This window comes from Erwinia sp. AC075 (assembly GCF_979253995.1).
Genome location: NZ_CEEDEU010000001.1, coordinates 4,551,940 through 4,577,874, shown reverse-complemented (window position 1 = coordinate 4,577,874; position 25,935 = coordinate 4,551,940). Strand labels below are relative to the sequence as shown.

Below are 25,935 nucleotides of genomic sequence, written 5' to 3'. Positions count from 1 at the left end.
CGCCCTCACGTTTTACAGATAAGTAGTAGTTAAGAAGGCCGTGCTTTCCGAAAGGAATGCGCGGCTTGTTCTCGTTTATGCACTGATAAACCGGGGCCTATGGCTGGACGAATTCCACGTGTATTTATCAATGACTTGCTGGCGCGCACGGACATCGTGGACCTCATCGATGCACGGGTAAAGCTGAAGAAGCAGGGCAAGAACTACCACGCGTGCTGTCCTTTCCATAACGAAAAAACCCCCTCTTTCACCGTGAACGGTGAGAAACAGTTCTACCACTGCTTCGGCTGTGGCGCCCACGGCAATGCTGTCGACTTCCTGATGAACTACGATCGTCTGGAGTTTGTGGAAAGCATCGAAGAGTTGGCGACGCTGTACGGATTAGAAGTGCCGTACGAAAGCGGAACCGGCCCGAGCCAGTTAGAGCGTCATCAGCGTCAGAGCCTTTATCAATTGATGGGCGGCCTGAATGAGTTTTATCAGCAGGCGCTGTCACAGAGTCAGTCTTCAGGTGCACGCGAGTATCTTGCCAATCGCGGACTGAGTGACGCTGTCATCAAGCACTTTTCTATCGGCTATGCCCCTGCAGGCTGGGATAACGCCCTGAAGCGCTTCGGTCGCAATCAGGACGATCGCCAGTCGTTAATCGATGCGGGCATGTTGGTCACCAACGACCAGGGCCGCAGTTACGATCGTTTTCGCGAACGGGTGATGTTCCCGATCCACGACAAGCGCGGGCGGGTAATAGGATTTGGCGGTCGCGTGTTAGGCGACGGGATGCCGAAATACCTCAACTCCCCCGAAACCGATATTTTCCATAAGGGTCGTCAGTTATACGGCCTGTATGAAGCGCAAAAGAATCATCCCGAACCGGCGAAGCTACTGGTGGTTGAAGGCTATATGGATGTGGTGGCGCTGGCGCAGTTTGGCATTGATTATGCCGTTGCCTCGCTGGGAACCTCGACCACACCGGAGCATATTCAGCTGCTGTTCCGCACCACCGACACGGTTATTTGCTGTTATGACGGTGACCGGGCTGGTCGTGAAGCGGCCTGGCGCGCGCTGGAAACCGCATTACCTTACATGAATGACGGTCGTCAGCTACGCTTTATGTTTCTACCTGATGGTGAAGACCCGGATACGCTGGTGCGTAAAGAGGGTAAAGAGGCCTTTGAAGCCCGGATGGAGCAGGCGATGCCGCTCTCCGCGTTCCTGTTTGACTCTTTACTCCCGCAGGTTGATTTGCGATCGCCAGATGGTCGCGCGCAGCTAAGCACCCTGGCGTTGCCGTTGATTACCCAGGTGCCGGGCGAAACGTTACGCATTTATTTGCGTCAGGAGCTGGGCAACAAGCTGGGCATTCTGGACGACAGCCAGCTTGATAAGCTGATGCCGAAGCTGGGCGAGAAAGCCCGGCCTCCTCAGCAGCCCCAGCTAAAACGCACAACCATGCGTATACTGATTGGACTGCTGATCCAGAATCCGGCGCTGGCGACTACCGTGCCGCCACTGGAAGGATTAGAAGCGTCAGATCTGGCCGGATTCCCACTTTTTGTGGAGTTAGTGAGCACTTGCGTTGCTCATCCTGGCCTGACCACCGGACAGCTACTAGAGTTGTACCGTGGAACAAATTTTAGCCAGAGCCTTGAAACTCTGGCCACATGGAACCACATGATCGTAGAAGATGAAGTGGAAACCATGTTTCAGGACTCCCTGGCCAGCATGTATGACGCGGCGCTGGAACGCCGGCTCGAAGAGCTGATTGCGCGCGATCGCACACATGGTCTGAACTCGGAAGAACGCCGCGAGTTCTGGACGCTGAGCCAGGCCTTAGCCAAGAAATAAGTTATATTGCCGAATTTGTGAAGCGTATATCGGCGAGGCCAGTTTGAACGCGAGCACTGCCAGCGTTCAAAATGGCAAGCCAGATAGCTTCCATACAGAATATGTAAAGAACACTGCGGCTTAAGTGCCGATAATCCGCCAGGTCGAGCCTGGCAGCCGCTTGGATGGGCAGCGGCATAAATCCAACGCCCTCACTGTTATTGTTGGCTTGTTAGCCGACCGACACCAATCTAATTTAACAGAAGTGTGGATACCGTCTTATGGAGCAAAACCCGCAGTCACAGCTTAAGCTTCTTGTCACCCGTGGTAAAGAGCAAGGCTATCTGACCTATGCCGAGGTCAATGACCATCTGCCGGAAGATATCGTCGACTCCGATCAGATCGAAGACATCATTCAGATGATCAACGACATGGGCATCCAGGTTGTAGAAGAAGCGCCTGATGCCGACGATCTGATCCTCAACGAAAACAGCAGCGACACTGACGAAGATGCCGCCGAAGCCGCCGCTCAGGTGCTGTCCAGCGTTGAATCTGAAATCGGGCGTACCACTGACCCGGTGCGTATGTACATGCGCGAAATGGGTACCGTTGAACTTCTGACGCGTGAAGGCGAAATCGACATCGCTAAGCGTATCGAAGACGGTATCAACCAGGTTCAGTGCTCCGTTGCCGAATATCCGGAAGCTATTACCTATTTGCTGGAACAGTATGACCGTGTTGAAGCGGGCGAAGCACGCCTGTCAGACATGATCACCGGCTTTGTCGATCCTAACGCTGAAGCAGAAATTGCCCCTACCGCTACCCACGTGGGCTCTGAGCTTTCTGAAGCAGAACGTAACGACAACGACGAAGAAGAAGAAGACGAAGACGACGCGGAAGATGACAACAGCATCGACCCGGAACTGGCGCGCGAGAAGTTTAACGACCTGCGTGTTCAGTACGAGAAAGCGCGTACCGTTATCAAAGCTAAAGGCCGCAGCCACGCTGATGCCGCCGCTGAGATCCAGAATCTTTCTGACGTCTTCAAGCAGTTCCGCCTGGTGCCGAAGCAGTTCGACTTCCTGGTCAACAGCATGCGCATCATGATGGATCGCGTTCGTACGCAAGAGCGCCTGATCATGAAGTTCTGTGTTGAAATCTGCAAAATGCCGAAGAAGAACTTCATCACCCTGTTCACCGGCAACGAAACCAGCGAAACCTGGTTCAAAGCCGCGCTGGCAATGAACAAGCCATGGTCTGAGAAGCTGAAAGACGTCGCCGATGACGTGCAGCGCGGCCTGATGAAGCTCGGACAGATTGAGCAAGAAACCGGCCTGACCATCGAGCAGGTTAAGGACATCAACCGTCGTATGTCTATCGGTGAAGCGAAAGCCCGCCGTGCGAAGAAAGAGATGGTTGAAGCGAACTTACGTCTGGTTATCTCGATTGCCAAGAAGTACACCAACCGTGGTCTGCAGTTCCTGGATCTGATTCAGGAAGGTAACATCGGTCTGATGAAAGCCGTTGATAAGTTTGAATATCGCCGCGGTTATAAGTTCTCAACTTATGCCACCTGGTGGATCCGTCAGGCTATCACCCGCTCCATCGCTGACCAGGCGCGCACCATCCGTATTCCGGTGCATATGATTGAGACCATCAACAAACTCAACCGTATTTCCCGCCAGATGCTGCAGGAAATGGGTCGCGAGCCGACGCCGGAAGAACTGGCCGAACGCATGCTGATGCCAGAAGATAAAATCCGTAAGGTGCTGAAAATCGCTAAAGAGCCTATCTCTATGGAGACGCCGATTGGTGATGACGAAGATTCGCATCTGGGTGATTTCATCGAAGATACCACGCTGGAGCTGCCGCTGGATTCCGCGACCTCCGAGAGCCTGCGCTCTGCCACGCACGATGTGCTGGCTGGCCTGACCGCGCGTGAAGCGAAAGTATTGCGTATGCGTTTCGGTATCGATATGAATACCGACCACACGCTGGAAGAAGTTGGCAAGCAGTTTGACGTAACCCGTGAGCGTATTCGTCAGATTGAAGCGAAGGCGCTGCGTAAACTGCGTCATCCGAGCCGCTCTGAAGTGCTGCGCAGCTTCCTGGACGATTAATCGTTCCCTAAGCGCCAGTAAAAAAGCCCCTGCATGCAGGGGCTTTTTTTATGCCTGAAGCCGGGCAGCGCCCTAACGGCCTCGTGCCGCAAGGGCGGTATCCAACTCGCGGTAAGCGGCCGCCAGCTGCTCCTGAGACGCCCGGTTCAGCCCGCTGGGATTGGGTAGCACCCACACTTCGGTGTCGCCAATGGTTTGCGGCTGCCTGCCCCACTCCACCTTACTGACCCGGAACGCCTGCTTGTAAGCCTGCTTGCCCAGCACCGCCAGCGCATCAGGCTGGTACTGCTGCACCTTCTCAATCAGCGCTTTGCCGCCGTCACGCAGCTCCATGCCGGACAGCTCGGTCGCCTCTTTGGTAGGCCGCTCCACCAGCATTGTGATGCCGCAGCCGGTCTCCAGCAGCTGCATCTCCTCTTCCGGCTTCAGCTGCCTGACGGTGAATCCCGCCTGCCAGATCGTCTTCCAGAAGCGGTTGCCGTTATGGGCAAAATGAAAGCCCTTATGGGCGGAGGATTTTCCCGGATTGATGCCGCAAAAAATCACCCGCAGGCCCGGTGCCAGAATATCGGTAATATTATGCTCGTCGATCTCACTCACTGGTTATCTTCTCTTCCAAATGCCGCGTTTATTCTGCTAACGCATAATAGCTCAATACTTCACAACCTCGCCCGACAGACGGCGTGGCGGTCACGGTCAGGCTGTCAATATCAATGACGCTCAGGGTGCCATCATCTTCGTTAGCAATCAGCAGCGTGCGGTTGTCGGGGCTGAAACAGCCGTCCATCGGCTTATTGCCCACCGCCACCTGACCGAGCGGATTCAGCTCGCCGTCAAACAGGCTGATTACCGGCTCCTGATCGCCAATCACCACCAGCAAAGAGCCATCCTCACTGAAGCGGACAATCTGTGACGCCTTCTGGTGGCCGGTGAGCGGCAAGGTGCGGATAAGCTGATGGCTTTCCGCATCCAGCACATACAGACGCGGCTGGTCGCCATCGGTGGCAACGATCGCCGGATGGCACGGCGACGCCGCAATCCCGTTTATCGGTCCCGGCATCGCAATATTGTCCACCACCTGACCTTTGCCGTTTTCCAGCGCCACCACGGTTATCGAGGCATCTTCTTCGTTGTCGGTAAACAGCTTACGGCCGGAAGGCAGGATGGTCAGGCGATGGGTATTGTGCGAAGGCACCGCAATCTGGCTGACGATCTTATCGGTATTGGGGTCGATCGCCAGGATCGTCGCGCTGTTTTCGCAGCACTGATAGACATAGCCATCGCTTGCCAGCCGCGAAGTATGCGGCGACTCCAGCGGGCTGACGTCAATAAATCCGCTGACCTGGCGGGAGATCAGATCGATCACCGCAATCTTGTGGCCGGGATGGGGATTATCGCCGTGGATGCCATCACCAAAGATCGGCACATAGGCTTTATGCTGCTGCGGCAGGATCAGTAACTCGTGGGGACGCGGAGGGAAAGCATTAAGCTCCTGCTCTACGGCAAAGGTCTCAGGATTGAGGAACAGCACGTTGCTGCCCTGCTTATCCACTGCGATCAAACCATAGCGAGTGGCCGACGTCATACACACCTCCAGTAAAATGAACGTTTCATTTAAAGGTAGCGCATAACGTCGTCAAGTTTTGCGGGAAAAGGTTACAAAACTTGCTGGATCCCCCACATCGCCAGCGCATGATCCTCATGGGAAGGCAGTCCGCTGACCGTCACCGCACCGATAATCCCGCCACCGGTAAGCAGTAATGGGAAGCTGCCGCCGTGGTCGGTATAGCGCTCAGGATCCATATAATTCATCGCTTCCATCCGCGTGCCGGCCGCTTCATTCACTTCGCCGGTGTATAAAGAGGCATGACCGTTGCGCAGGGTGCTGTTGCGCTTGCGGGCAATCCACTCCAGATTTTCGGCGCTGGAACCCGGCAGCGCGGCGCAGAACAACACCTGACCGAAGGCATAAACTTCAATCGCCACCGGATAGTTTTCCTGTGAGGCGCGCTGGCGGATCAGCTCACCCACTTTCCAGGCATCATCAAAGCTGAACTGGGTCAGACGAACAAGTTGCTCCTGCTGCAGCAGGGTTTCAAGGCTGGGAACGCTGGACATCGGACTCTCCGTGAGCGGGAAACGAGGCCTTCAGCTTAATTGATTACTATTTTCCAAAATAGATAAATATGAAATATCAGTTCTGTTTTTGCGAGCAAGATCACTGCTCAAACGCCGCCCGCAGCCAGTGAATAAAGCCGCTGACCGCGCGCGGCACCTGCGCAGACCACGGGCGCACCACGTACAGCATTCCGGCAAAGGCGCCCACCGTCTGCCAGTCTGGCAACACCTCCACCAGCCGCCCTTCGCTTAAGGCCGCGCGGGCGCTGAAGTCCGGCAGCAGCGCGATGCCCAGCCCGTCCAGCGCCGCATCGCGAATGGATTCACTGTTATTGGTGGCAAACGGCCCGCTGACGTTCACCGTCACCGATTCTTCTCCCGGCTTGCGTGAGGCAAAGGTCCAGCGTGGCATCTCCGTGCCGCGCGGGTAATACAGGCACTGATGATCGCTCAGGTCCTGCGGCGTTTGCGGGAAGCCGTGCTGCGCGAGATACGCCGGCGAAGCTACCACCTGCGCATGAGTGGCACAGAGCGGCAGCGCCACATGGGTTTCGGGCAGGGTATCGCTGTGGCGGATAGCGAGGTCAAAGCCTTCACTGGCCAGCGATACCAGCCGGTCAGACACCTCAAGCTGCACACGCACCTGCGGATGCTCGCGCAGGAAAGCAGTAATATGCGGCACCAGCTGCTGGCGGGCAAACGCCACCGGCGCCGTCACCCGCACCAGGCCGCGTAACGGCCCCGCCGAGTCACGCACGCTAAAAAAGCTCTGTTCAATCTGCGCAAAAGGCTGGCGTAACTCTTCCACCAGCTTCTCACCGGCGCTGGTCAGCCGCAGGCTGCGGGTGGTACGCGTGACCAGCGGCACGCCCGCCAGATGCTCCAGCTCTTTAATTTTCTGGCTCATCGCCGCTTTGCTGACCTCCAGGCGCTCGGCGGCGCGGGTAAAGCTCCCCTGCTCTGCCAACACCGTCAGCCAGTGCAGATGGATCCACAGCGCGTCGGTCTTTACGTCTTTCATGGTTATTGTTCACAATAGTAAATAATCAATTCAAGTATAGCGCTTTTTCCCGTCTCATATTCCCCGTAAAGTGAACCTCAGATAAGCCGCAGCCATCCGGCTCAATTGACTGTTTTCAGGGGATAAACCAATGCCATTACTGCAATTTGATGTGATTCAGGGCCGTTCAGAATCGGAGATGAGAACCTTACTGGACGCAGCGCACCGCGCGGTGCTGGCGGCATTTAAGGTGCCAGCGCGCGATCGCTACCAGATTGTTCACGAAAACAAAGCGTATCAGATGGTGTTTGAAGATACCGGACTGGGTCTGACCCGTACCGATAATCTGGTGATGGTGCGCGTCTTTACCAGCCCGCGCAGCGATGAGCAGAAGCAGTTTTTTATGGCCGAACTCTGCCGCGAGCTGAAAGAGAGCTGTGGCATTTTGGGCAGCGACGTGATGATCAGTTTTATCACCAACGGCAAAGGCGACTGGAGCTTTGGCAACGGCGTAGCGCAGTACATGACCGGCGATCTGTAAACTGACGGCGCGCTTGTGCAGCAAGCGCGCCGACGGTTATTCCCAGCCAGCGGGCTGCTGATGCCAGCCGGTTAACGCTTCCAGCCGGTGCGCCATCGCCAGCAGCTGTGACTCATGGTGGTAGTTGGCCACCAGCTGCGCACCAATCGGCATCCCTTCTGAGCTCAGCGCCACCGGCAGCGTAATTGCACAGCCATCAAGATAGTTCACCGCGCGGGTCAGCAGCGCCAGCGTGGCCTGCTGCTCATTGACCTCGTCAACCGGGCAGGCGGTGATAGCCAGCGTTGGCATCAGCAGGATATCCCAGTCGTCCATCAACTCATGGAACAGCCCGATATGCTGCTCGCGCTGGCGTAACAGGCCTTCGAAGCTCTCTTTGTTGATCGCCGCCCCGTGCAGCAGCTTCTCAGCCGTTAACGGATTGTAGCGATCGCGGTGGCTGGTCATCATCTCGCGATGCCAGGCCCAGGCTTCCGCCGAAATAATTTCCCCGCTGCGGGCGCTCAGCCCGGTCCATGAGAACGGCAGCTTAATGCGGGTGACCGATATTCCCGCCTCGCTCAGCCGTCTCTGGGTCTTTTCCAGCGCGGCGACAATCTCTGGGTCGATTGCCGCGCCCAACGTATCCGGCTCAATAAACGCCACCTTTAGCGTGTCTGCCACCGCAAGGCGCTGCGTATCGCCACTCATACTGCGGTAGATCAGCTCCGCGTCGGCCACCGTGTGGGTTAACGGACCAATCGAATCCAGCGTGGTGGAGAGCGGAATACAGCCTTCGCGGCTGATGCGATTTTGCGTGGGCTTCAGGCCCACCAGGCCATTCAGCGCGGCGGGAATACGCACCGAGCCGCCGGTATCGGTGCCGATCGCCGCTGGCACTAAGCCCGCCGCAACCGCCACAGCCGATCCGCTGGAGGATCCGCCCGGCACGCGATGCACGTCGCAATCCCAGGGATTCCACGGCGTGCCGGCACTCTGATTGATCCCCCATCCGCCGAAGGCAAACTCCACCAGCTGGGTTTTTCCGGCAATCACCGCGCCGTGTTGCAGCAACCGGGTTACCGCAGGCGCGGTATGGGTTGAGCGGCTGTCCGGCAGCTGACGGGAGCTGGCGCTGCAGGGCGTGCCCCGCCAGTGCAGCAGGTCCTTAATGCCCAGTGGTATCCCCTGTAGCGGACCAAGATCGACCCCGGCCTTCAGCAACAGATCCTGCCCCTGCGCTGCCGTCAGCATCGTCTGCGCAAACACCGTGACAAACGCATTGAGCTTGTCGTTATAACGGGCGATGCGGGCAAGATAAAATTCCGCAATCTCTTCACAGCTCAGCTCGCCGCGACGTAATGCGGCGGCCAGTTCGGCGATCGGTGAAAATGGCGCAATCATGCGGTCTCCATGGCCTGTCATCATTTATGAAGGAGACAGTGCAATATCCGATCCATATTTTTAGAGAAACATGCCGCGCGCATCGATATTCATGATTTCCGCCGTGCCATGGCTGTTTCTCATAACAAATTGCGCAAATTGTGCCATTACCGCGCAGGAATGATTGGGGAAAACGCGCATCAGGCTACCGAGCGGCGGTGTGTTGCCATAATGTGGAATAAAGCCATGCTCTTCCGATAATTTTTCGACGCGATACTGCCGATCCGTCAGCGCATTGACCGCCAGACCAAAATCGGCTGCACCAGTTCCGTGCGGACCCTTGTCAGAACTGAGTGCTTTTGAGCCGGCATCAATAATGGCGTAGCGATCGTTTACCGACACCACCCGCGCGACCACGCTGATGGCCACCTCATCCAGCGTGCACAGCTGCAGGCGCAACCCGGTAAGATCGCATAAGGCGTAATTGCCGGGACGGATCTCGTCATACCCGTCAGGCAAGGGCGCACCAAGGATCGACGGCGTTGCACCGACGGACAGCGCGCACTGCGCAAATCCAGCCTGATGCAGGCGCTGGCGCAGTCCCTGCATACACTGGGCTTCTGCCTGCACGATCGCCGCCATCTGCTGCGGGTTCTGTGCGCCATAGGCATGTCCGGCATGAGAGACCAGCCCGGCAAAGTGCAGGCCGGCGGCTTGCACCGCGTGGGCCAGCTGCAACGCTTCGTCGCCTTCCGGATTGACCCCAACCCGTCCAAGCCCGACATCAACCTTGATCCACACCGATAAATCGAGCGATGTGACCGCCGCTGCGGCCTGCGCAATAGCCGCCACGCCGGCCAGACTGGCGACAATCACCCCCAGTTTGCCGCCGCTGCTGGCGGCGACGGCAAACAGCGCGCTGACGCTTTTAGCCTGCACCACCGGGTAAGCCAGCAGTACATCGCGCACGCCGCCTTTGATAAACACCACGCCTTCGCTGGGTTTCGACACGGTGATGCCGACCGCGCCCAGCGCAATCTGCTGTTGCGCGATCGCCACGCTTTTATGGGTTTTCACATGAGGACGGAGCCGTACGTTCCCCGCCGCGGCACGCTGCTGCATCTGCTGTAAATTACGCGTAAGCCGTTGCGCATCGATTTCAATATAGGGCGTCAGCCGGTCGTCATAAAATGGACGATCGCTGCCTGCCACTGCTTCTGAACCTGCCTTCAGTTGATTCACACTGCCTCCATCGCATCGGACTCTCCCGTCATCAGGAGTGAGTTGCCCATCCTAACCCAAACGCGCCTCAGCGAAAAAAAAAGCGCCCGTGCAAATGCAGGGGCGCTCAGAGTCTGCCTGAACCGTGAATAAGGTCACGGTTTACAGCGAATTAGAAGTCGTAACGCAGACGGACCAGGTTCATATCACCCAGGTTGTCGGTGCTGGAGGTGAAGACGTGTTCGTAGTCAACACGGAAGCCGTAATCCAGCTGGAAGGTCACGCCGACGCCGTTATCGATGCGCTGATAGTTGCGGTCGTTAACGTATTCCAGACGGTCACCCATAAAGTACGGCATCACCGATTTCAGGGCGTACTGGCCCACCGGGATGGTGTAACCGGCCAGATATTCAATGCCCCACGCATCGCCCGCGAAGTAGTTATTCACGTTAACTTGCTTGGTGGTCAGGAAGTTCTGGTAGTAACCGCCGCCGAAGCTGAAGGTCCAGTTGTCCGGTTTCCAGCTCAGAGAAGTGCCGTAGATGTTCTGATCGTAGGTTTTGTTGTCGCCGTTGCCCGGGTTACGCATCTCTGCGCGGGTGTAGTTCCACGCGGTGCCCCAGGTCAGGTCTTTGGTCAGGTGATAATCCACACCCAGCGAGCCGCCGCCCTGACGCTTGTAGCGTAAGCCGTTGCCCGGGAGGTATTCGTTATCGCTGAACAGGTATGACGCATAGACGTCAGCCGCGCCGAAGGTGTTTTTGTACTTCAGCATCTTACGGCTACGGTATGAACCATCGTAGTCGCCGTTGATGCCGTTGCCCGGTGCCTGGGCAAGCATGTCGTAATCCCAGATATCGGTTTTCGCGCCGACCACATCATAGTAAACGCTGTTCTGCTGGCCGAAGGTCATCTGGCCCCAGGTCTTACTTTTGAAACCGGTATACAGCATACGGCGGCTGGTGTTGTTAGCGCCGTCAGCGTGATGATTATCCCAGTCAAACACCGCCGGAATATTCACGCCCAGCTCGTAGTAACCGATCCAGCTGATGTCATCAAACAGGTAGTAATCCGCCGCAAAGCGGAAACGGGTGCCGCCATCGAAGCCGTTACGCTTGTAAGAGCCGTTATCGCTGGCGCCGGTCATATTGTTGAACTGCGGACGAATACTGCCGCCAACGGTAAAGTTCAGGCGGCTGAGCGGGTCGCCAGCCTGAGGATCTTGCTTCAACACAGTCACTTCTGCATGGGCGGCGAATGACGCACTGCCTGCCAGCAGCCCCAGACCAATGGCCTGAGATAAAACGCGCATTTTTGTTAACATAATGTATCCCTGGAAAGAATCGTCTTAGAATTTTGCCCGCAGATAATAGCCTGAGAAACATGACAAAAAATCGCCTTCCATGACCGTTTTGTGCGTTTTTGCTGACGAAATCATTAAGTAAATGTGTCATTTGACGCACTTACTCACGAAACCAAGCATTTTGTGCGGTTTTTAGCGTTTCCCGTACAGCATTCACATCCGCATTGATGTTTTGCAATAATTTGCCGATAAGCGCCGTTAAAGCCGCGCGGGTTAACACTTTTGCAACACCAGAGTGAATTTCTGTCCCTGACTGCTATACCTCACAAAGGATTGCATAAGGAGGACAGCATGGCATCAGACAGCAGCAGGCCTGACGATCGCGAGGCGCGACTGACCCGCCTCCGGCAACTCACCCGCACGCCGGTACTGATTATTGGTGGCGGCATCAACGGCATCAGCACCTTCCGCGAGCTGGCCCTGCAGGGGATCCCGGTGGTGATGGTGGAAAAAGGCGACTGGTGTCAGGCCGCCAGCGGCGCGTTGTCACGGATGATCCACGGCGGATTGCGCTATCTGGAAACCGGTGAGTTTTCGCTGGTGAAAGAGTCGGTACAGGAGCGCGACCGGCTGTTAAAAAATGCGCCGCACTTCGTCGCGCCGCTGCGCACCACCGTGCCCATTGACAGCTGGGGTGGTGGCCTGATGAATGCCGGAAAACGCTTCCTGCGCCTGTCCGAAAAACCGAGTCGTCGCGGCGCGCTGGTGATCAAAACCGGCCTGGCGCTGTATGACACCTGGTCCCGCCGCTTCGGCACCATGCCCAAACATCAGTTGCACACTAAACAACAGACCCAACAACGCTGGCCGGGTTTTGCCGACTGGGTGAAGTGCAGCGCCGCCTATTACGATGCGTGGATTGCCGCACCGGAACGGCTGGGCTTTGAACTGATTGACGATACCGAGCGTGCGGCCGCAGGCGCGCTGGCGCTGAACTATGTCAGCGTTGAGCAGTGTGATGGCGAGAACATCACCCTGCGCGACAGCTTCAGCGGCGAGACGTTTTCGCTGCGACCGCATGTGGTGGTCAATGCCACCGGCGCGTGGATCGATCGGCTGAACGGCACCTTAAGCCCAACCCTGCCTGAGCAAAAGCTGATTGGCGGCACCAAGGGCTCGCATCTGATCCTGCGCAGCCCGGAGCTGCTGCAGATGCTGGATGGCGAAATGGTCTACTACGAGAATCAGGAAGGCCGGGTGTGCATCATGTTCCCGTGGTACGGCAACGTGCTGGTGGGCTCGACCGATATTCGGGTGGATAACCCGGATGATGTGGTCTGCGAAGCGGACGAGAAAACCTATATTCTGCAATCGCTGCGCTTTGTCTTTCCCCACCTTAAGGTCAATGACGAAGACGTCCTCTATACCTTCAGCGGCGTGCGCCCGCTTCCGGCCAGCGATTCGGCCTTTAATGGCACCATTTCACGCAATCACTCGTTAGTATTACTGCCGCCGGTGGCCGGACGGGAGTTCACCACCCTGTGCCTGGTCGGCGGCAAATGGACCACCTTCCGCAAATTTGGCGAAGAAGCGGCAGACCGGGTGCTGAAGCTGCTGGGCGAAAGCCGCAAGGTCAGCACGGTGGAGTTGGCGATTGGCGGCGGCCGCAATTATCCCAATGCGGCGCGAAAACCCATCTGGATGCACGAACTGAGTGAGGAATTCGGCCTGACGCCCGCGCGCGTTTCACAGCTGGTTGCCCGTTACGGCACCCGCGCCCAGGCGATGCTGCATACCATGGCACTCCAGCCTGACCAGCCGTTGCAGGCTAACCCGAACTGGAGCCAGAACGAAATACGCTTCCTGATCGCGCACGAGCAGGTGCAGACGCTGGAGGACCTGTTGGTTCGCCGCACGCCGCTGGCCATCAGCGGACAGCTGACCGTTGATCTGATTGCGGAGATCAACCGCCTGCTGGCGGAGGCGCGCGGCTGGTCGCCGGAACAGGCCGCGCAGCACCTCGATCACACCCTTTCACGTCTTGCCAGCCTGCACGGGCTCGGCAGGCTTTCTCCTGTGGCCGTTAATAAGGAAACCCGCCATGTCAGCCAGTCAGAAAGTGAGGCTTAACCGACTCTTTAATCAGGGTAAATGCCTGGATGTCGCCATCGATCACGGCATCGCCAACGAGCCCGATTTCCTGATCGGCCTGGAAGATATCGCCAGCGTGATGCGCAGCCTGGTCACCGCTCAGCCTGACGCGATTCAGGTCAATTACGGCCAGGCCGATCTGCTTCAGCAATTGCCCCAGCGCCACAAGCCCGCGCTGGTGCTGCGCACCGACGTCGGCAATGCCTATAACGCCGCCCGTCATCGTGAGATGTGGGCGGTGCTGCACAATCCGGACGATCCGATTCTGGCGGCCCTGCAAATGGACGCGGCGGCAGTGGTGGTGAATCTCTATCTGATCCCCGATGAGCCGGGCATTTTTCGCCAGTGCATTGAGAATATCGGCCGGCTGCGCCACGCCTGCGAGCGTTACGGCATGCCGCTGATGATTGAGCCGCTGGTAATGGCAGCGGCCGGACAGGGCGCGGCCTATGGCTCGCTGGGCGACGTGGAGAAAATGGTGCCGCTGGTCCGGCTGGCGCGCGAACTGGGCGCGGATATCATCAAGGTTGATCCGACCGATAACGTGGAAGAGTTTCACCGCGTGGTGGAAGCGGCCCGTTGTCCGACGCTGGTGCGCGGCGGCGGCAAGGGTGAACTTGGCCCGGTGCTGACCAAAAGCGCGGCGCTGATGGCGCAGGGCGCATCCGGCATGGTGTATGGCCGTAACGTCTATCAACACAGCAATCCGGCCAGCGTGGTGACGGCGCTGATGGCGATAATTCATCAGGGCGTCAGCGGAGAAGAGGCGCTGGCGATCTATCAGCGTGCTGGCTGAAACGGAGAAATGCGATGAGCCAACTGCTGGGCATTGATGCCGGCAACACCATGATTAAGGCGGTGTTGTTCGATCTGGATGGCACGGTTCGCGCCGTTGCCAGCTGTGCGGGCGAAACCCACCAGCCACAGCCCGGCTATGCCGAACGACCGGTGAACGAGGTCTGGCTGGGCGTCACCGCCGCCATCAAAGCCTGCCTGGCACAGATGCCGGATGCGCAGGTGATCGCCGTCGGTGCCGCCGGACATGGCAACGGGCTGTATGCGCTGGATCAGGCGCAGCAGCCGTTAATCGGCATTCAGTCGGTCGACAGCCGCGCCGCCGACCGGGTGGAGGAGCTGGAACAGAGCGGCAACGCAGCGGCGATTTATGCCCGTTCGCTGCAAAAAGTCTGGGCCAGCTCAACGCCGGTGTTGCTGAGCTGGCTGAAGCGAAACCGGCCGGAACTGTATCAGCGCATCGGCCATGTGCTCTGTGCCAAGGACGTTATCAGTCACTTCCTGTCTGGCGAAGTCAGTGCTGACTATTCCGATGCGTCCGGAGCCGGGCTGATTGATCACCGCGTTCGCGGCTACAGCGCCGACCTGCTGGCCCTGTACGACCTGGCGGACGCCCTGCCGCTGCTTCCCGCCCTGCATGAATCCTGCGAAGTGGTCGGCACCGTCACCCCACATGCCGCGCAGCTTACCGGTTTACCTGCCGGTATTCCGGTGGTGGCGGGGATCTTTGACGTGGTGGCCAGTGCCGTTGGCTCCGGCGTGGTGTTGCCAGGCGAAGCCTCGATTGTGGCAGGCACCTGGAGCATTAATCAGGTGGTGGTGTCCCGTCCTGATTACCTGCGCCCGGTCTTTATGAACGCCCTGATTGAGCGCGATCGCTATATGGCGATTGAAGCCAGCGCCACCTCGGCGACCAATCTGGACTGGTTTATCCGCGAGTTTGCCGACGGCCGCAGCGGCAGCGGCGCAGAACAAAGCAGTGATTTAGTGGCAAAGGTGGTGCCGGATGCGCATCTGCCGGTCTACCATCCCTACCTCTATTCCGGCCGGAAAGAAGAACCGGCCAAGGCCGGATTTTATGGCCTCAGCGGCTGGCACACCCGCGCCGATATGCTGTTCGCCTTATTTGAAGGCGTGACCTTTTCTCACCGTGCGCATATCGATCGGCTGCGCGCGGCCGGACTGCCGTTCACCTCGGCTACCCTTTCTGGCGGTGCCAGCCGCAGCTGCGTCTGGCCACAGATGTTTGCCGACGTGTTGGCGATCCCGATTCAGGTCGCGGAGTGTAAAGAGACCGGCGCGTTGGGCGCGGCAATCTGTGCCGGCGTCGGCGTAGGGATCTGGGCGAATCTGGCGGAAGGCGTGGCGCAGGCGGTCAAGCTCAACCCGGTGATTTTGCAGCCCGACGCTGCCCGCGTTGCCTTCCATGAACCCCGTTATCGCCTGTTCAAAAAGCTGGAGCGGGCGATGGACAGCCTCTGGCATGAAGAGCTTAACGACCTGGCTTAACGTGATCTAAATCTGAATTCCGTTACGTCGCTGTTGGGTAGCCGCCGGGTAAATAACGTTAATTTAACTTAACACTCCGCAAGCAGGCTGGCGGACGACTTCCGCATTTTGCTTATAATTCAACGAACTTCCCGTCATCTGGCCCGCTTATGCCCCACAAAACGTTAATGTTACCGATTTGAAAATAATACAAACTTAAACAAAGTGTAAACAGACCGTCATAAACCACGCGGTCAGCCGCATTTTGCTGGGTGGTAACAACATTGCCAGGGATAATTCGCTGCGCTAAATTGGCATATTACGCGCAGATCAGACCACTGCTACTTCCGGCACAGGGCAGGGATCGCGTCAGGTTGAGGATAAAAAAAAGCTCATGGGTTCAGAATTACTCTCGCTGGTACTGTTCATTGCTTCAGTGTCGCTTTACACCTGGAAAGCCGGAAGAAATAAACTGTGGTTCAGCGCTATTCTGCTGTTTCTTGGCATCTATATCATTCTGAACGCCTCAATGCTCGCGAGTAATTATTTTACCGGCGAAGGCATTAATGACGCGGTTATTTACACCATCACCAGCAGCTTAAGCGGCGCCGGTATCAGCAAATATATTCTTCCGGCGGTGGGATTGATTGTCGCGCTGGTTGTGCTGTTTGGCGTTTTGTCCTGGCTGTTACGCCTGCGCAAAGGCCATCGCGCCAGTCAGCTCTACAGCCTGCTGGCGGTGATTCTGGCCGTTGCCTCGATCAATACCACGCCGGCCTATCAGCAGGTGGCCAGCCTGATTAAATCCCAGGTCGGAAAAGGTAACTCCGATTTTTATACCCATTACAAAGTGCCGGGAAAACAGCTTCGCGGGGATAAGCCCAATCTGGTTTATATCTATGCCGAAAGCCTGGAGCGCACCTATTTCGATGAAAAAGCCTTTCCCGGTCTGGCGCCGGAACTGAGCAAGATTAAAGATAACGCCTACGACTTCAGCAATACCGAACAGCTGCCGGGAACCGAATATACCATTGCTGGCATGGTGGCCTCGCAGTGCGGCATCCCGCTGTTTGCACCGTTTGACGGCAATGCCTCCAGCTCGCTCTCCACCTTCTACCCGCAGAACGTCTGCCTGGGCGACATCCTCAAGTCTTCCGGCTACCAGAACTACTTTTACCAGGGCGCGAGCCTGAGCTTCGCCGGCAAAGATCTGTTCCTCTCCTCGCACGGCTTCGACCATCTGTATGGCTATAACGAGCTGAAATCGGTGGTCAAAGATCCCAACTACCGCAACGACTGGGGCTGGTATGACGACACGCTGCTGGACGTGGTGTTCGATAAATACCTTGAGCTGGCGAAGCAGAACCGCCCTTTCTCACTGTTTGCGTTGACCGTTGATACCCATCATCCGGACGGATTTATCTCGCGCAGCTGCCAGCGCAAAGACTATCCGTATGAGGGCAAACCGAACAAATCCTTTGCCGCAGTGGCCTGTAGCCAGGAACATATTGCCCGGCTGATCCAGCGCATTCAGGCTACGCCGTACTTTAAAAACACCATTATCGTGGTCAGTTCCGATCACCTGGCGATGAACAACACCGCCTACAAATACCTGAACCAGCACGACCGCAGCGATCTGTTCTTTATGGTGCGCGGCAACGACGTCACCAGCAAAGTGCTGCCGGTGAAACGCAGCACGCTGGATAACGGCGCGACGGTGCTGGATGCGATGGGTGGCGATAACTTTATCGGCCTTGGCCGCAGCAGCCTGTCGTCAACCTCTATGGTGGCCACCTATCTGAATATCAAAGACAAAATCAACGAGTGGAAGCCCGACGTCATCAAGCTGTGGAACTTCCCGAAATCGATTTCCGATTACAAAATTGATACGGTCAGCAACACCTTCAGCTTCTCCGGCATGCACTTCAAGCTGCCGCTGCTGCTGTCGGTGAAGCCGAACAAGATTGAGCCAAAGTTTGACGTCTACCTCGCGGCGCCGTTAAAGCAACAGCTGGCGAACTTTGCGCCCGACGAGAAGTTTGTCTGGATTGACCGCTGCTTCAAAATGGGCGATGTCTGGGACGAGAAGCTGGAGCTGAACCCTGGCCTTTGCGTCGCTGACGGCACGCTGAATTCCGCGCCGCAGATCCTGCAGATTGAAGCGGGCAACACGCTGGGCAAGGTCACCTTTAAACAGACCGGCGAACAGAGCGACGCGCGTTATCAGCAGGCGGTGACGCGCCTGAGAGTCACCGACGACGATCTGCGTTATACCGCCGACCACATCATGTTCGGCCTGCCGGGCCTGCCGAAGCAGGTGCAAAAGGTCACCGGCCTCTCCTTTATCGAACCCTGGGGTGGACGCTGGTCAGACGCCAATCTGCTGCCGACCGTCACCGTGCAGTATCTGGAACCGCTGCCGGCGGCCTTTGACCTGACGCTGACCGCGCGGGCCTTTGGCAAAAACAGCCAGAAGCCGTTCACCCTCAAAGTGGGTGACAGCACGCAACAGATTACGCTGAGCAATGCCGACAGCACGCTTAAGATTCATTTCACTAATCCGTCGCAGTCGCGCACCATTGAAATCCTGCCGCCAGCGCCGGAAGAGACCGCCGAAGGCGCTATCGACGGCTTTGCCGCACGTAAGCTGGGCATCGGCCTGGTCAGCCTGCAGGTGACCGCCACCGAATAAACTGAGACCTGCCTCACAAATATTCATCAAGTTTTCGCCCCTGTTGCCGATTTAACCTGCTTCAGGGGCGCAAACGAAAGCCCTGTCTTTCAGAGGGAAACATGTGATGGCATCAGTGAAAAATATGAAGGTCGGGGTTCGCCTCGGCGCTGCGTTCAGTTTGGTGATCCTGTTGTTGATCATCGTGAGCGCCACCGCAGTAGTCAAAATCAACACCATTAACGACGCGGTCAGCAGCATCGTCAGCGATCGTTATATCAAAGTCCGCCTGGCATTTGACGTGCGCGATGGCGTCAACGATCAGATTAAATTCCTGCGCGGCATGGTTATCGACACCACCCGCCCACAGTACAACGTTAAGCGCTTCGGTCAGCTGACCGACGCCACCGACAAAACCAATCTGGCGGTGGGCAAGATTGCCCAGCTGCAAACTACGCCCGTAGGCATCAAAAAAATTCAGGCCGTTAAAGAAGCCGCGCAAACATTTGAAACGGCGAAATCCACGCTGCTGGAGATGATCCGCGCCGGTAACCAGGATGAAGCGGCCGCGTTCGCGCTGCAAAAAATGACTCCGGCTCAGAATACCTATCTGAATCTGGCGTCCGCCTTTGCCGACTCGCAGTCGCAACAGCTGGTCGCTGAAGGCGCGCTGGCCGGCACGGAAGGGAACAGTGCGATCCATATCACCCTGATCTTCTCTGCCCTGGCGATCCTGGCCGCAGTCCTGCTGGGCTATTTCCTCGCCCGCTCTATCGTGCGTCCATTGCGTGAAGCGGTAACCATTGCCGAGAACGTGGCGGCAGGCGATTTGCGCACGGTGATCCGCGTCAACTCTACCGATGAAACCGGTCAGCTGATGCAGGCCCTCAAGCACATGAACGAAAACCTGCTGCGCATCGTCACCGAAGTGCGCTCCGGCACCGATTTGATCCATAACGCCTCCAGCGAAATTTCAGCAGGCAATATGGACCTGTCATCACGCACCGAGCAGCAGGCCAGCTCGCTGGAAGAGACCGCCTCGGCAATGGAGCAGATGACCTCAACCGTCAAGCAGAACGCCGACAACGCCCGCCAGGCCAATGAACTGGCAGCGCTGGCGTCGAAAGTCGCCAGCCAGAGCGGTGATGCGGTGAAGCAGGTGGTCAGCACCATGGAGATGATTAACGGTTCCTCACGTAAAATTGTCGACATCATCAGCGTGATCGACGGCATTGCCTTCCAGACCAACATCCTGGCGCTGAACGCGGCGGTAGAAGCGGCGCGTGCCGGTGAACAGGGTCGCGGCTTTGCGGTGGTGGCCTCGGAAGTGCGCAGCCTGGCGCAGCGTTCTGCTTCAGCGGCGAAAGAGATTGCCCAGCTGATTGAAGACTCGGTCAGCAAAGTGGACGAAGGCGGCAAGCAGGTGGCGAAAGCCGGCACCACCATGGAAGAAGTGCTGAGCAGCGTGAAAAGCGTGACCGCCATCATGGGCGAAATCTCAATTGCCAGCTCAGAACAGAGCACCGGCATCAACGAGATCAGCATGGCGATCACCCAGATGGACCAGGTGACGCAGCAGAACGCCGCGTTGGTAAACCAGTCGGCGTCGGCGGCGCAATCGCTGCAAGAGCAGGCAGAACAGCTGTCGCGGGCGATCAGCGTGTTCAAGGTTAACGACGCGCAGTACCACGGTCAGGCGCTTGCCTGATCCCTGAGAGGGCACCTGTGTGCCCTCTTGATACAAATTTGTGGCGAAAGTCGCTGATAAAAGCACGCTGACGGCTTTTTAAGCCGGGTTAAAACAGATTACTATAAGGTTTCTCTTAAGCCTGACTCAGATGGATGACCGCACGTTGAAACCCCTTCTTCACCGTTTGCTGGCACTAATGCTTGTTGCCCTTCCGCTTAGCGGCATGGCAGCGAGAACCAGCCCCGACCCGCTTCTTGCGTCCCAGATTGTTGACCGCTACGCGCAGAACATCTTCTACAACACCAAGGCAACGGGCATGGCGATGGTGGCAATTGATGCCAACCAGCGCGTTTTTGCCAGCCAGGGTTATGTCCGTCCAGGCAGCAACGTGCGCCCGCAGAAAGACTCGGTGATCCGCATTGCCTCGCTGACCAAACTGCTGACCAGCGAACTGCTGGTGAAGCTCTCTGAACAGGGCGTGGTTCGCCTTGACGATCCGTTAAGCAAATATGCCCCTGCCGGCAGCAGCGTGCCGGGTTACGCCGGGCAAACCATCCGCCTGATCAACCTGGCGACGCACACCAGCGGCCTGCCTCGCGAACAGCCTGGCGGCAAGGCGCAGCGTCCGGTGTTTGTCTGGCCGACGCATGCTCAGCGCTGGAACTGGCTGGACAATGCCCAGCTGAAAGCCGCGCCGGGCAGCCAGGCGGCCTACTCTAACCTGGCCTTCGATCTGCTGGGTGATGCGCTGTCTAAAGCCTCGGGCGTGCCCTATCCGGCGCTGCTTCAGCGTGAAATCACCCGTCCGCTGGGCATGAAGGACACCACCTTTACGCCGTCACCGGACCAGTGTCGTCGCCTGATGGTGGCCGCGAAAGGCGCCAGCCCGTGCATGAATACGCTGGCGGCGATTGGCAGCGGCGGCATTTACTCGACGCCGGATGATATGGGCCGCTGGATGCAGCAGTTCCTTTCCTCCGACGTGCATCCGCGCACGCCGCAGGCCGACCGCATTCAGACCATGATTTATCAGCGCGACCAGTTAAGCAGAGTCATCGGCATGGATGTGCCGGGCAAAGCCACGGCGCTGGGCATGGGTTGGGTATATATGGCGCCTCAGGGCGGCCGTCCTGGCATCATTCAGAAAACCGGCGGTGGCGGTGGCTTTATTACCTATATGGCGATGGTGCCGCAGTACAGCGTTGGCGTGTTTATTGTGGTCACCCGCTCGGCGCAAACGCACTTCACGCCGATGAGCGATGGGGTGAATAATCTGCTGACCGAATTAATTGGCAATACGCCTGACAGTGCGCAATTAGCGGCCAGCATTATGTCCAACTAATATGCGATTCACCCGGCGGACGCCTTAAATCCGCCGGGAATAAGCCACGAATATATCTGGATGTAAATATCCATTATAAAGTTTAAATAATGGATCATCCGGGTGCGCAGCGCACTACTGGCGCTCACCGCCTTTTTTCTCCGCGAATGTATTCAACGCCCTCCGCAATTATTCCGCCCGTATTACGCCCTTATTTCATCAGAAACTCGCCGGTAAATTAATACCGTCACGCGCCGTTATTTTTACTGGCACGTAATATGCTACATCCCCCTTTTACCGTATTACCCAAAATAGAAAGCGGTAAGCAATAACTCGCGACATCACATCATGAGGTTCCTATGGCGAAGGCGGCATTTAAACAAAAGTTAGGGTTGGTTGATCTCAGCCTGTTGGGGATCGGCTCGATGATCGGCTCCGGCTGGCTGTATGCGGCGCTGACCAGTTCCGGTTATGCCGGGGCACAGACCGGATGGGCATGGATTTTAGGGGCAATTATCGTGCTGATGATTGGCCTGGTGTTTGCCGAGCTTTCTGCCGCCATTCCGCGCGCCGGCGGCTTTGTACGTTATCCCAACTTCTCACACGGCAACGTGGTCGGCTTTGTGATCGGCGTCAGTTCGTTGCTGGCCTACACCAGCACCGCCGGGGTGGAAGTGGAAGCGGTACGTCAGTATGCCCAGTACTGGTGGCCGGCGGTCAGTAACAGCGCGGGCGGCCCGACGGCGTTGGGCTTCGCGGTGCAGATCCTGCTGCTGGTCGGCTTCTTCCTGCTGAACTACTGGAGCGTCAGCTTCTTTGGCCGGGTGAACACCATCGTCACCACCTTCAAATTCATCGTGCCGCTGCTGACCATCGGCACGCTGTTTATGTATTACCACGGCGCAAACCTCGATGTGCCCCCACCGCCACCGGGCGGCGCGCATGGCATCTTCACCTCGCTGACCGGTGCCGGCATCGTGTTTGCCTATCTCGGCTTCCGCCAGGCGGTGGACTTCGCCAGTGAGGCCAAAAATCCGCAGCGCAACGTGCCGCTGTCGATCATCATCGCCATCGCGGTGAGCTTCGTGATCTATATCGCCCTGCAATATGCGTTTATGGGTGCGGTGCCGTCCGAAGCGCTGTCGGCGCACGGATGGGATGGGCTGAAGCAGGTATTCCAGTCGCCGTATGCCGATCTGGCGCGCAGCCTGGGGATCACCTGGCTGATTAACCTGATCCTCGTCGATGCGGTGATCTCTCCGGCCGGTACCGGCAATATTTACCTCGCCGGGGCCAGCCGCGTGCTGTTTGCCTGGGCGCGTAACGGCCACCTGTTTAAAATCTTTGGTGAAGTGGATGCCAAATCCGGCGTGCCGCGCGGCGCGCTATGGCTGTCACTGATCCTGTCGATTGCCTGGACGCTGCCGTCGGAGTTCCAGGTGTGGGGCGGATTGATTGGTGCCGTGACCTCGGCCACCGTGTTCACCTATATGCCAGGCCCGATCACCCTGGGCGCCTTCCGTCGTCATCTGCCGGATATGCCCCGTCCGTTCCGCCTGCCGGTTGCCGCCATCCTCAGCCCGCTGGCGTTTGTCGCCAGTACGCTGCTGATTTACTGGAGCGGCTGGTCGGTTAACGAAATCCTGATCCCGATTCTGGTGCTGGCGTGGGTGGGCTATGCGCTATTCGGTAAGAAGTCGGACACCTCAGGCCGCGATCTGAAATGCGCCTGGTGGTTGCTGGTTTACTATCTGCTGGTGCTGATCCTGTCCTATTTCGGCACCTTTGGCGGCATCAATGCGATCGCGTCGCCGACCGATATGATCCTGGTGACTATCGCCTCACTGGTTTGTTACTACTGGGGCGTAGCGGCCAGCCTGTCGGTGCCCGAAATCACCGATGATGAAGAAATTTCCACCGACGCTGACGAAAAACCGTCCGGCAAATACGCCCACAATTAATCCACCGCGTTAACCTCACCAGGGCGAGAAAACTCGCCCTGGACTGATCTCCATCAATACCCCGCCGGCTATTTCCTGCGCATATTTCCCCCCGACCTCTCGAGTATAATAAAAACCTTCAAGGCAGGAGCCGATATGCAACACAGAATGGTATTGAATGAAACAGCCTGGTTTGGTGCGGGATCGATCGCGCAAATCGTCAGTGAAGTGAACAAACGCCACTTTACCAAAGCGTTGCTGGTGACCGATAAGGCGCTGATGAAAGCCGGCGTGGTGGAGAAAGTCACCGCGCTGCTCGACCGCCACCATCTGCCCTATATGATTTATGACGAGGTGGTGCCGAACCCGACCATCGGCGTGGTGCAGCAAGGCGTGGAGCTGTTTAAAACCGCCGGCGCTGACTACCTGATCGCCATCGGCGGCGGTTCCCCGCAGGATACGGCAAAAGCCATCGGCATCATTATCAACAACCCGGAATTTGCCGACGTGCGCAGCCTTGAAGGCTTCGCCGACACCCGCAACCCGTCAGTACCAATCATTGCTGTTCCCACCACCGCCGGCACCGCTGCCGAAGTCACCATCAACTATGTGATCACCGACGAAGAGAACCGCCGCAAATTCGTCTGCATCGATCCGCACGATATTCCGGTGGTAGCGATTGTCGATGCCGAAATGATGGCCAGCATGCCGCCTTCGCTGAAAGCGGCCACCGGCATTGATGCCCTGACCCATGCGATTGAAGGCTTTACCACCAAGGGCGCGTGGGAGTTAACCGATGCGCTGCACCTGAAAGCGATGCAAATTATCAGTCGCTCGCTGCGGGCGTCGGTCGCAGGCGATGCCAAAGGCGTGGAAGATATGGCGCTGGGACAGTATATCGCCGGCATGGGCTTTTCTAACGTCGGGCTGGGGCTGGTTCACGGCATGGCGCATCCGCTGGGGGCGTTTTACAACGTGCCGCACGGCGTGGCCAACGCCATTATCCTGCCGCACGTGATGGCATGGAATGCCGAATACACCGGCGAAAAATACCGTGATATTGCCCGGGCAATGAACGTCCCAAGAGTTTGCGGCTTGAGCCTGAGCGAAGTGCGGGTGGCGGCGGTCGACGCGGTGAAACAGCTTTCCGCCGACGTCGGCATCCCCGCCAGGCTGCGTGATGTCGGCATGAAAGAGGAAGACATTGCCGCGCTGGCGCAGGCGGCACTGGACGATGTCTGCACCGGCGGCAACCCGCGCGACGCCACGCTGGCCGATATCACCGAGCTGTATCGCCAGCTGTACTGACCGGACCAACCGACCCCCGGCGGATAAAACGAGGAGTGAAAGTGGGCTGGGAGCCGGCATCATCGCCACGGATTTGTGAAATCACGCGGCGGGCGGCTTCCCGGCCCATCTCATACACCGGCTGCTCAATCACCGACAGCGGCGGCGACACGATTTCCGTCCACGGGAAATTGTCATACATCACAAACGACAAATCCTGCGGGATCCGTAGCCTGCGCAGCGCGAATTCACGCATCAGCGACTGGGCGATCAGGCTGTCTGAGGCAACAATCGCCGACGGCGGCGGGCCATCCTCAAACAGTTCGGCGACAATCTTGCCGATCGCCGCATCATCAATCGCATCGGTTTTAATCATCTCCGGCAGGAAGGTCACGCCCGCCTGCAGAAACGCCCGTTCCATGCCCGCCACACGCTGCGCCACCGGTGTGAGCCCCAAATCCTCCGGCTGCTGATAGCCGCCCTCGCACTGCATGCTGGTGACATAGGCAATCCGCCGGTGTCCCAGTTCCAGCAGCTGCTGCGTGGCTTCCTGCGCCGCAGGCGTAAAGTCCACGCCGATCACCTCGACATCCAGATCGTAAACGCCCCGATCGAACAGGGTCAGCGCACAGCCATCCGCCAGAATCTGCGCCAGATGCGGATTGTGTCCGGCCGCCGAGCTACAGGGCGCGACGATAATGCCGTCCACGCGCTTATCCAGCATCACCCGCACCGCTTCCTGTTCGATGTCCACCTGCTCATCGCTGTTGCTGAGGATCACATGGTAACCCGCCTGGCGCGCCACGTCGGAGATGCCGCGCAGCGCCAGGCCAAAGTGCGGATTTTCGATATCGCCGACAATCACCCCCAGCGTGTTCGAGCGCCCGGTGTTCATGCTGCGTGCCAGCTCGTTGGGGCGATAGCCTAAGCGGCCGGCGGCATCGGTCACGCGGGTGGCCACCTCTTCACTCACTGCGCCATAGCCGCCCAACGCTCGGGCGGCCTGCGCTTTCGACACGTTGGCTTCGCGGGCCACATCGGCGACGGTTGGGGCTTTGGCCCGTGCTGCTGCTCTGGTCATAATAATTTCGAATCACACCTTG

General features: G+C 57.7%; 19 protein-coding genes. 11 read left to right on the top strand and 8 right to left on the bottom strand.

The genetic code is table 11. From position 1 onward, the window contains the following. Positions 1-99 precede the first annotated feature (99 nt). Positions 100-1,845, top strand: coding sequence for a DNA primase (dnaG, locus tag AC0IXH_RS21330; protein WP_013203893.1), 1,746 nt, complete (start codon positions 100-102; stop codon positions 1,843-1,845). Positions 1,846-2,105: 260 nt separating this feature from the next. After that, on the top strand, positions 2,106-3,944 hold the full coding sequence (rpoD, locus tag AC0IXH_RS21325) for an RNA polymerase sigma factor RpoD (RefSeq protein WP_013203894.1): 1,839 nt from the start codon (positions 2,106-2,108) through the stop codon (positions 3,942-3,944). A gap of 72 nt (positions 3,945-4,016) precedes the next feature. Here the strand turns inward: rpoD and mug are convergent, their stop codons facing one another. The 4 genes from mug to AC0IXH_RS21305 form a co-directional block, all read right to left on the bottom strand. Continuing rightward, complete coding sequence (gene mug, locus AC0IXH_RS21320; RefSeq protein ID WP_041692423.1) at positions 4,017-4,535, bottom strand: G/U mismatch-specific DNA glycosylase; 519 nt, start codon at positions 4,533-4,535, stop codon at positions 4,017-4,019. A gap of 37 nt (positions 4,536-4,572) precedes the next feature. Next, a complete protein-coding gene (locus tag AC0IXH_RS21315; RefSeq protein ID WP_471720969.1) occupies positions 4,573-5,529 on the bottom strand; it encodes a YncE family protein in 957 nt (318 codons plus the stop codon). A gap of 71 nt (positions 5,530-5,600) precedes the next feature. Next, a complete protein-coding gene (locus AC0IXH_RS21310) occupies positions 5,601-6,062 on the bottom strand; it encodes a heme-degrading domain-containing protein (RefSeq protein WP_013203897.1) in 462 nt (153 codons plus the stop codon). A 100-nt stretch (positions 6,063-6,162) separates the two neighbouring features. Continuing rightward, positions 6,163-7,083, bottom strand: coding sequence for a LysR substrate-binding domain-containing protein (locus AC0IXH_RS21305; protein ID WP_471720968.1), 921 nt, complete (start codon positions 7,081-7,083; stop codon positions 6,163-6,165). A 130-nt stretch (positions 7,084-7,213) separates the two neighbouring features. Here AC0IXH_RS21305 and AC0IXH_RS21300 point away from each other — a divergent pair, with 130 nt between their 5' ends. Beyond that, positions 7,214-7,603 carry a tautomerase family protein gene (locus tag AC0IXH_RS21300; RefSeq protein ID WP_013203899.1) on the top strand — a complete coding sequence of 130 codons (390 nt, stop codon included), beginning with the start codon at positions 7,214-7,216 and terminating at the stop codon, positions 7,601-7,603. 36 nt (positions 7,604-7,639) lie between these two features. On the opposite strand, the gene AC0IXH_RS21295 is transcribed toward AC0IXH_RS21300, so the two are convergent. The 3 genes from AC0IXH_RS21295 to AC0IXH_RS21285 all read right to left on the bottom strand — a co-directional run bounded on the left by AC0IXH_RS21295 (position 7,640) and on the right by AC0IXH_RS21285 (position 11,510). After that, positions 7,640-8,986: an amidase gene (locus AC0IXH_RS21295; protein ID WP_471720967.1), complete on the bottom strand. Its 1,347-nt coding sequence runs from the start codon at positions 8,984-8,986 to the stop codon at positions 7,640-7,642. A 60-nt stretch (positions 8,987-9,046) separates the two neighbouring features. Continuing rightward, on the bottom strand, positions 9,047-10,207 hold the full coding sequence (locus AC0IXH_RS21290) for an alanine racemase (RefSeq protein WP_471720966.1): 1,161 nt from the start codon (positions 10,205-10,207) through the stop codon (positions 9,047-9,049). Positions 10,208-10,358: 151 nt separating this feature from the next. Then, entirely contained in the window at positions 10,359-11,510 is a 1,152-nt protein-coding gene (locus tag AC0IXH_RS21285; RefSeq protein WP_013203902.1) for a porin, read from the bottom strand. A gap of 330 nt (positions 11,511-11,840) precedes the next feature. Between AC0IXH_RS21285 and AC0IXH_RS21280 the strand changes: the two genes are divergently transcribed. The 8 genes from AC0IXH_RS21280 to fucO all read left to right on the top strand — a co-directional run bounded on the left by AC0IXH_RS21280 (position 11,841) and on the right by fucO (position 24,853). After that, positions 11,841-13,619 carry a glycerol-3-phosphate dehydrogenase/oxidase gene (locus AC0IXH_RS21280; RefSeq protein ID WP_471720965.1) on the top strand — a complete coding sequence of 593 codons (1,779 nt, stop codon included), beginning with the start codon at positions 11,841-11,843 and terminating at the stop codon, positions 13,617-13,619. Further along, positions 13,591-14,436: a class I fructose-bisphosphate aldolase gene (locus AC0IXH_RS21275; RefSeq protein ID WP_041692131.1), complete on the top strand. Its 846-nt coding sequence runs from the start codon at positions 13,591-13,593 to the stop codon at positions 14,434-14,436. The genes AC0IXH_RS21280 and AC0IXH_RS21275 overlap by 29 nt, the downstream gene beginning before the upstream one ends. 14 nt (positions 14,437-14,450) lie before the next feature. Then, positions 14,451-15,944: an FGGY-family carbohydrate kinase gene (locus AC0IXH_RS21270; protein ID WP_013203906.1), complete on the top strand. Its 1,494-nt coding sequence runs from the start codon at positions 14,451-14,453 to the stop codon at positions 15,942-15,944. A 373-nt stretch (positions 15,945-16,317) separates the two neighbouring features. Continuing rightward, positions 16,318-18,615 carry a phosphatidylglycerol--membrane-oligosaccharide glycerophosphotransferase gene (gene opgB / locus AC0IXH_RS21265; RefSeq protein ID WP_471720964.1) on the top strand — a complete coding sequence of 766 codons (2,298 nt, stop codon included), beginning with the start codon at positions 16,318-16,320 and terminating at the stop codon, positions 18,613-18,615. A 106-nt stretch (positions 18,616-18,721) separates the two neighbouring features. Continuing rightward, positions 18,722-20,302 carry a methyl-accepting chemotaxis protein gene (locus tag AC0IXH_RS21260; protein WP_053144897.1) on the top strand — a complete coding sequence of 527 codons (1,581 nt, stop codon included), beginning with the start codon at positions 18,722-18,724 and terminating at the stop codon, positions 20,300-20,302. Positions 20,303-20,432: 130 nt separating this feature from the next. Beyond that, positions 20,433-21,626, top strand: a complete 1,194-nt coding sequence (gene ampH / locus AC0IXH_RS21255; RefSeq protein WP_134822788.1) for a D-alanyl-D-alanine-carboxypeptidase/endopeptidase AmpH — start codon at positions 20,433-20,435, stop codon at positions 21,624-21,626. A gap of 338 nt (positions 21,627-21,964) precedes the next feature. Beyond that, positions 21,965-23,566, top strand: coding sequence for an APC family permease (locus tag AC0IXH_RS21250; RefSeq protein WP_471720963.1), 1,602 nt, complete (start codon positions 21,965-21,967; stop codon positions 23,564-23,566). 135 nt (positions 23,567-23,701) lie between these two features. Further along, complete coding sequence (gene fucO / locus AC0IXH_RS21245; protein ID WP_346567187.1) at positions 23,702-24,853, top strand: lactaldehyde reductase; 1,152 nt, start codon at positions 23,702-23,704, stop codon at positions 24,851-24,853. On the opposite strand, the gene AC0IXH_RS21240 is transcribed toward fucO, so the two are convergent. After that, complete coding sequence (locus tag AC0IXH_RS21240) at positions 24,825-25,913, bottom strand: LacI family DNA-binding transcriptional regulator (protein WP_471720962.1); 1,089 nt, start codon at positions 25,911-25,913, stop codon at positions 24,825-24,827. The two genes, fucO and AC0IXH_RS21240, sit on opposite strands and share 29 nt — an antisense overlap. Positions 25,914-25,935: the final 22 nt, after the last annotated feature.

Excerpts from the sequence above, each read along its gene's own strand:
- AC0IXH_RS21240 (WP_471720962.1), bottom strand. The coding sequence starts at position 25,913 with ATGACCAGAGCAGCAGCACGGGCCAAAGCCCCAACCGTCGCCGATGTG.
- AC0IXH_RS21295 (WP_471720967.1), bottom strand. The coding sequence starts at position 8,986 with ATGATTGCGCCATTTTCACCGATCGCCGAACTGGCCGCCGCATTACGT.
- AC0IXH_RS21250 (WP_471720963.1), top strand. The coding sequence starts at position 21,965 with ATGGCGAAGGCGGCATTTAAACAAAAGTTAGGGTTGGTTGATCTCAGC.
- opgB (WP_471720964.1), top strand. The coding sequence starts at position 16,318 with ATGGGTTCAGAATTACTCTCGCTGGTACTGTTCATTGCTTCAGTGTCG.
- dnaG (WP_013203893.1), top strand. The coding sequence starts at position 100 with ATGGCTGGACGAATTCCACGTGTATTTATCAATGACTTGCTGGCGCGC.
- AC0IXH_RS21275 (WP_041692131.1), top strand. The coding sequence starts at position 13,591 with ATGTCAGCCAGTCAGAAAGTGAGGCTTAACCGACTCTTTAATCAGGGT.
- AC0IXH_RS21280 (WP_471720965.1), top strand. The coding sequence starts at position 11,841 with ATGGCATCAGACAGCAGCAGGCCTGACGATCGCGAGGCGCGACTGACC.
- AC0IXH_RS21300 (WP_013203899.1), top strand. The coding sequence starts at position 7,214 with ATGCCATTACTGCAATTTGATGTGATTCAGGGCCGTTCAGAATCGGAG.
- AC0IXH_RS21310 (WP_013203897.1), bottom strand. The coding sequence starts at position 6,062 with ATGTCCAGCGTTCCCAGCCTTGAAACCCTGCTGCAGCAGGAGCAACTT.
- AC0IXH_RS21315 (WP_471720969.1), bottom strand. The coding sequence starts at position 5,529 with ATGACGTCGGCCACTCGCTATGGTTTGATCGCAGTGGATAAGCAGGGC.
- AC0IXH_RS21260 (WP_053144897.1), top strand. The coding sequence starts at position 18,722 with ATGGCATCAGTGAAAAATATGAAGGTCGGGGTTCGCCTCGGCGCTGCG.
- rpoD (WP_013203894.1), top strand. The coding sequence starts at position 2,106 with ATGGAGCAAAACCCGCAGTCACAGCTTAAGCTTCTTGTCACCCGTGGT.
- AC0IXH_RS21285 (WP_013203902.1), bottom strand. The coding sequence starts at position 11,510 with ATGTTAACAAAAATGCGCGTTTTATCTCAGGCCATTGGTCTGGGGCTG.
- AC0IXH_RS21305 (WP_471720968.1), bottom strand. The coding sequence starts at position 7,083 with ATGAAAGACGTAAAGACCGACGCGCTGTGGATCCATCTGCACTGGCTG.
- fucO (WP_346567187.1), top strand. The coding sequence starts at position 23,702 with ATGCAACACAGAATGGTATTGAATGAAACAGCCTGGTTTGGTGCGGGA.
- AC0IXH_RS21270 (WP_013203906.1), top strand. The coding sequence starts at position 14,451 with ATGAGCCAACTGCTGGGCATTGATGCCGGCAACACCATGATTAAGGCG.
- ampH (WP_134822788.1), top strand. The coding sequence starts at position 20,433 with ATGGATGACCGCACGTTGAAACCCCTTCTTCACCGTTTGCTGGCACTA.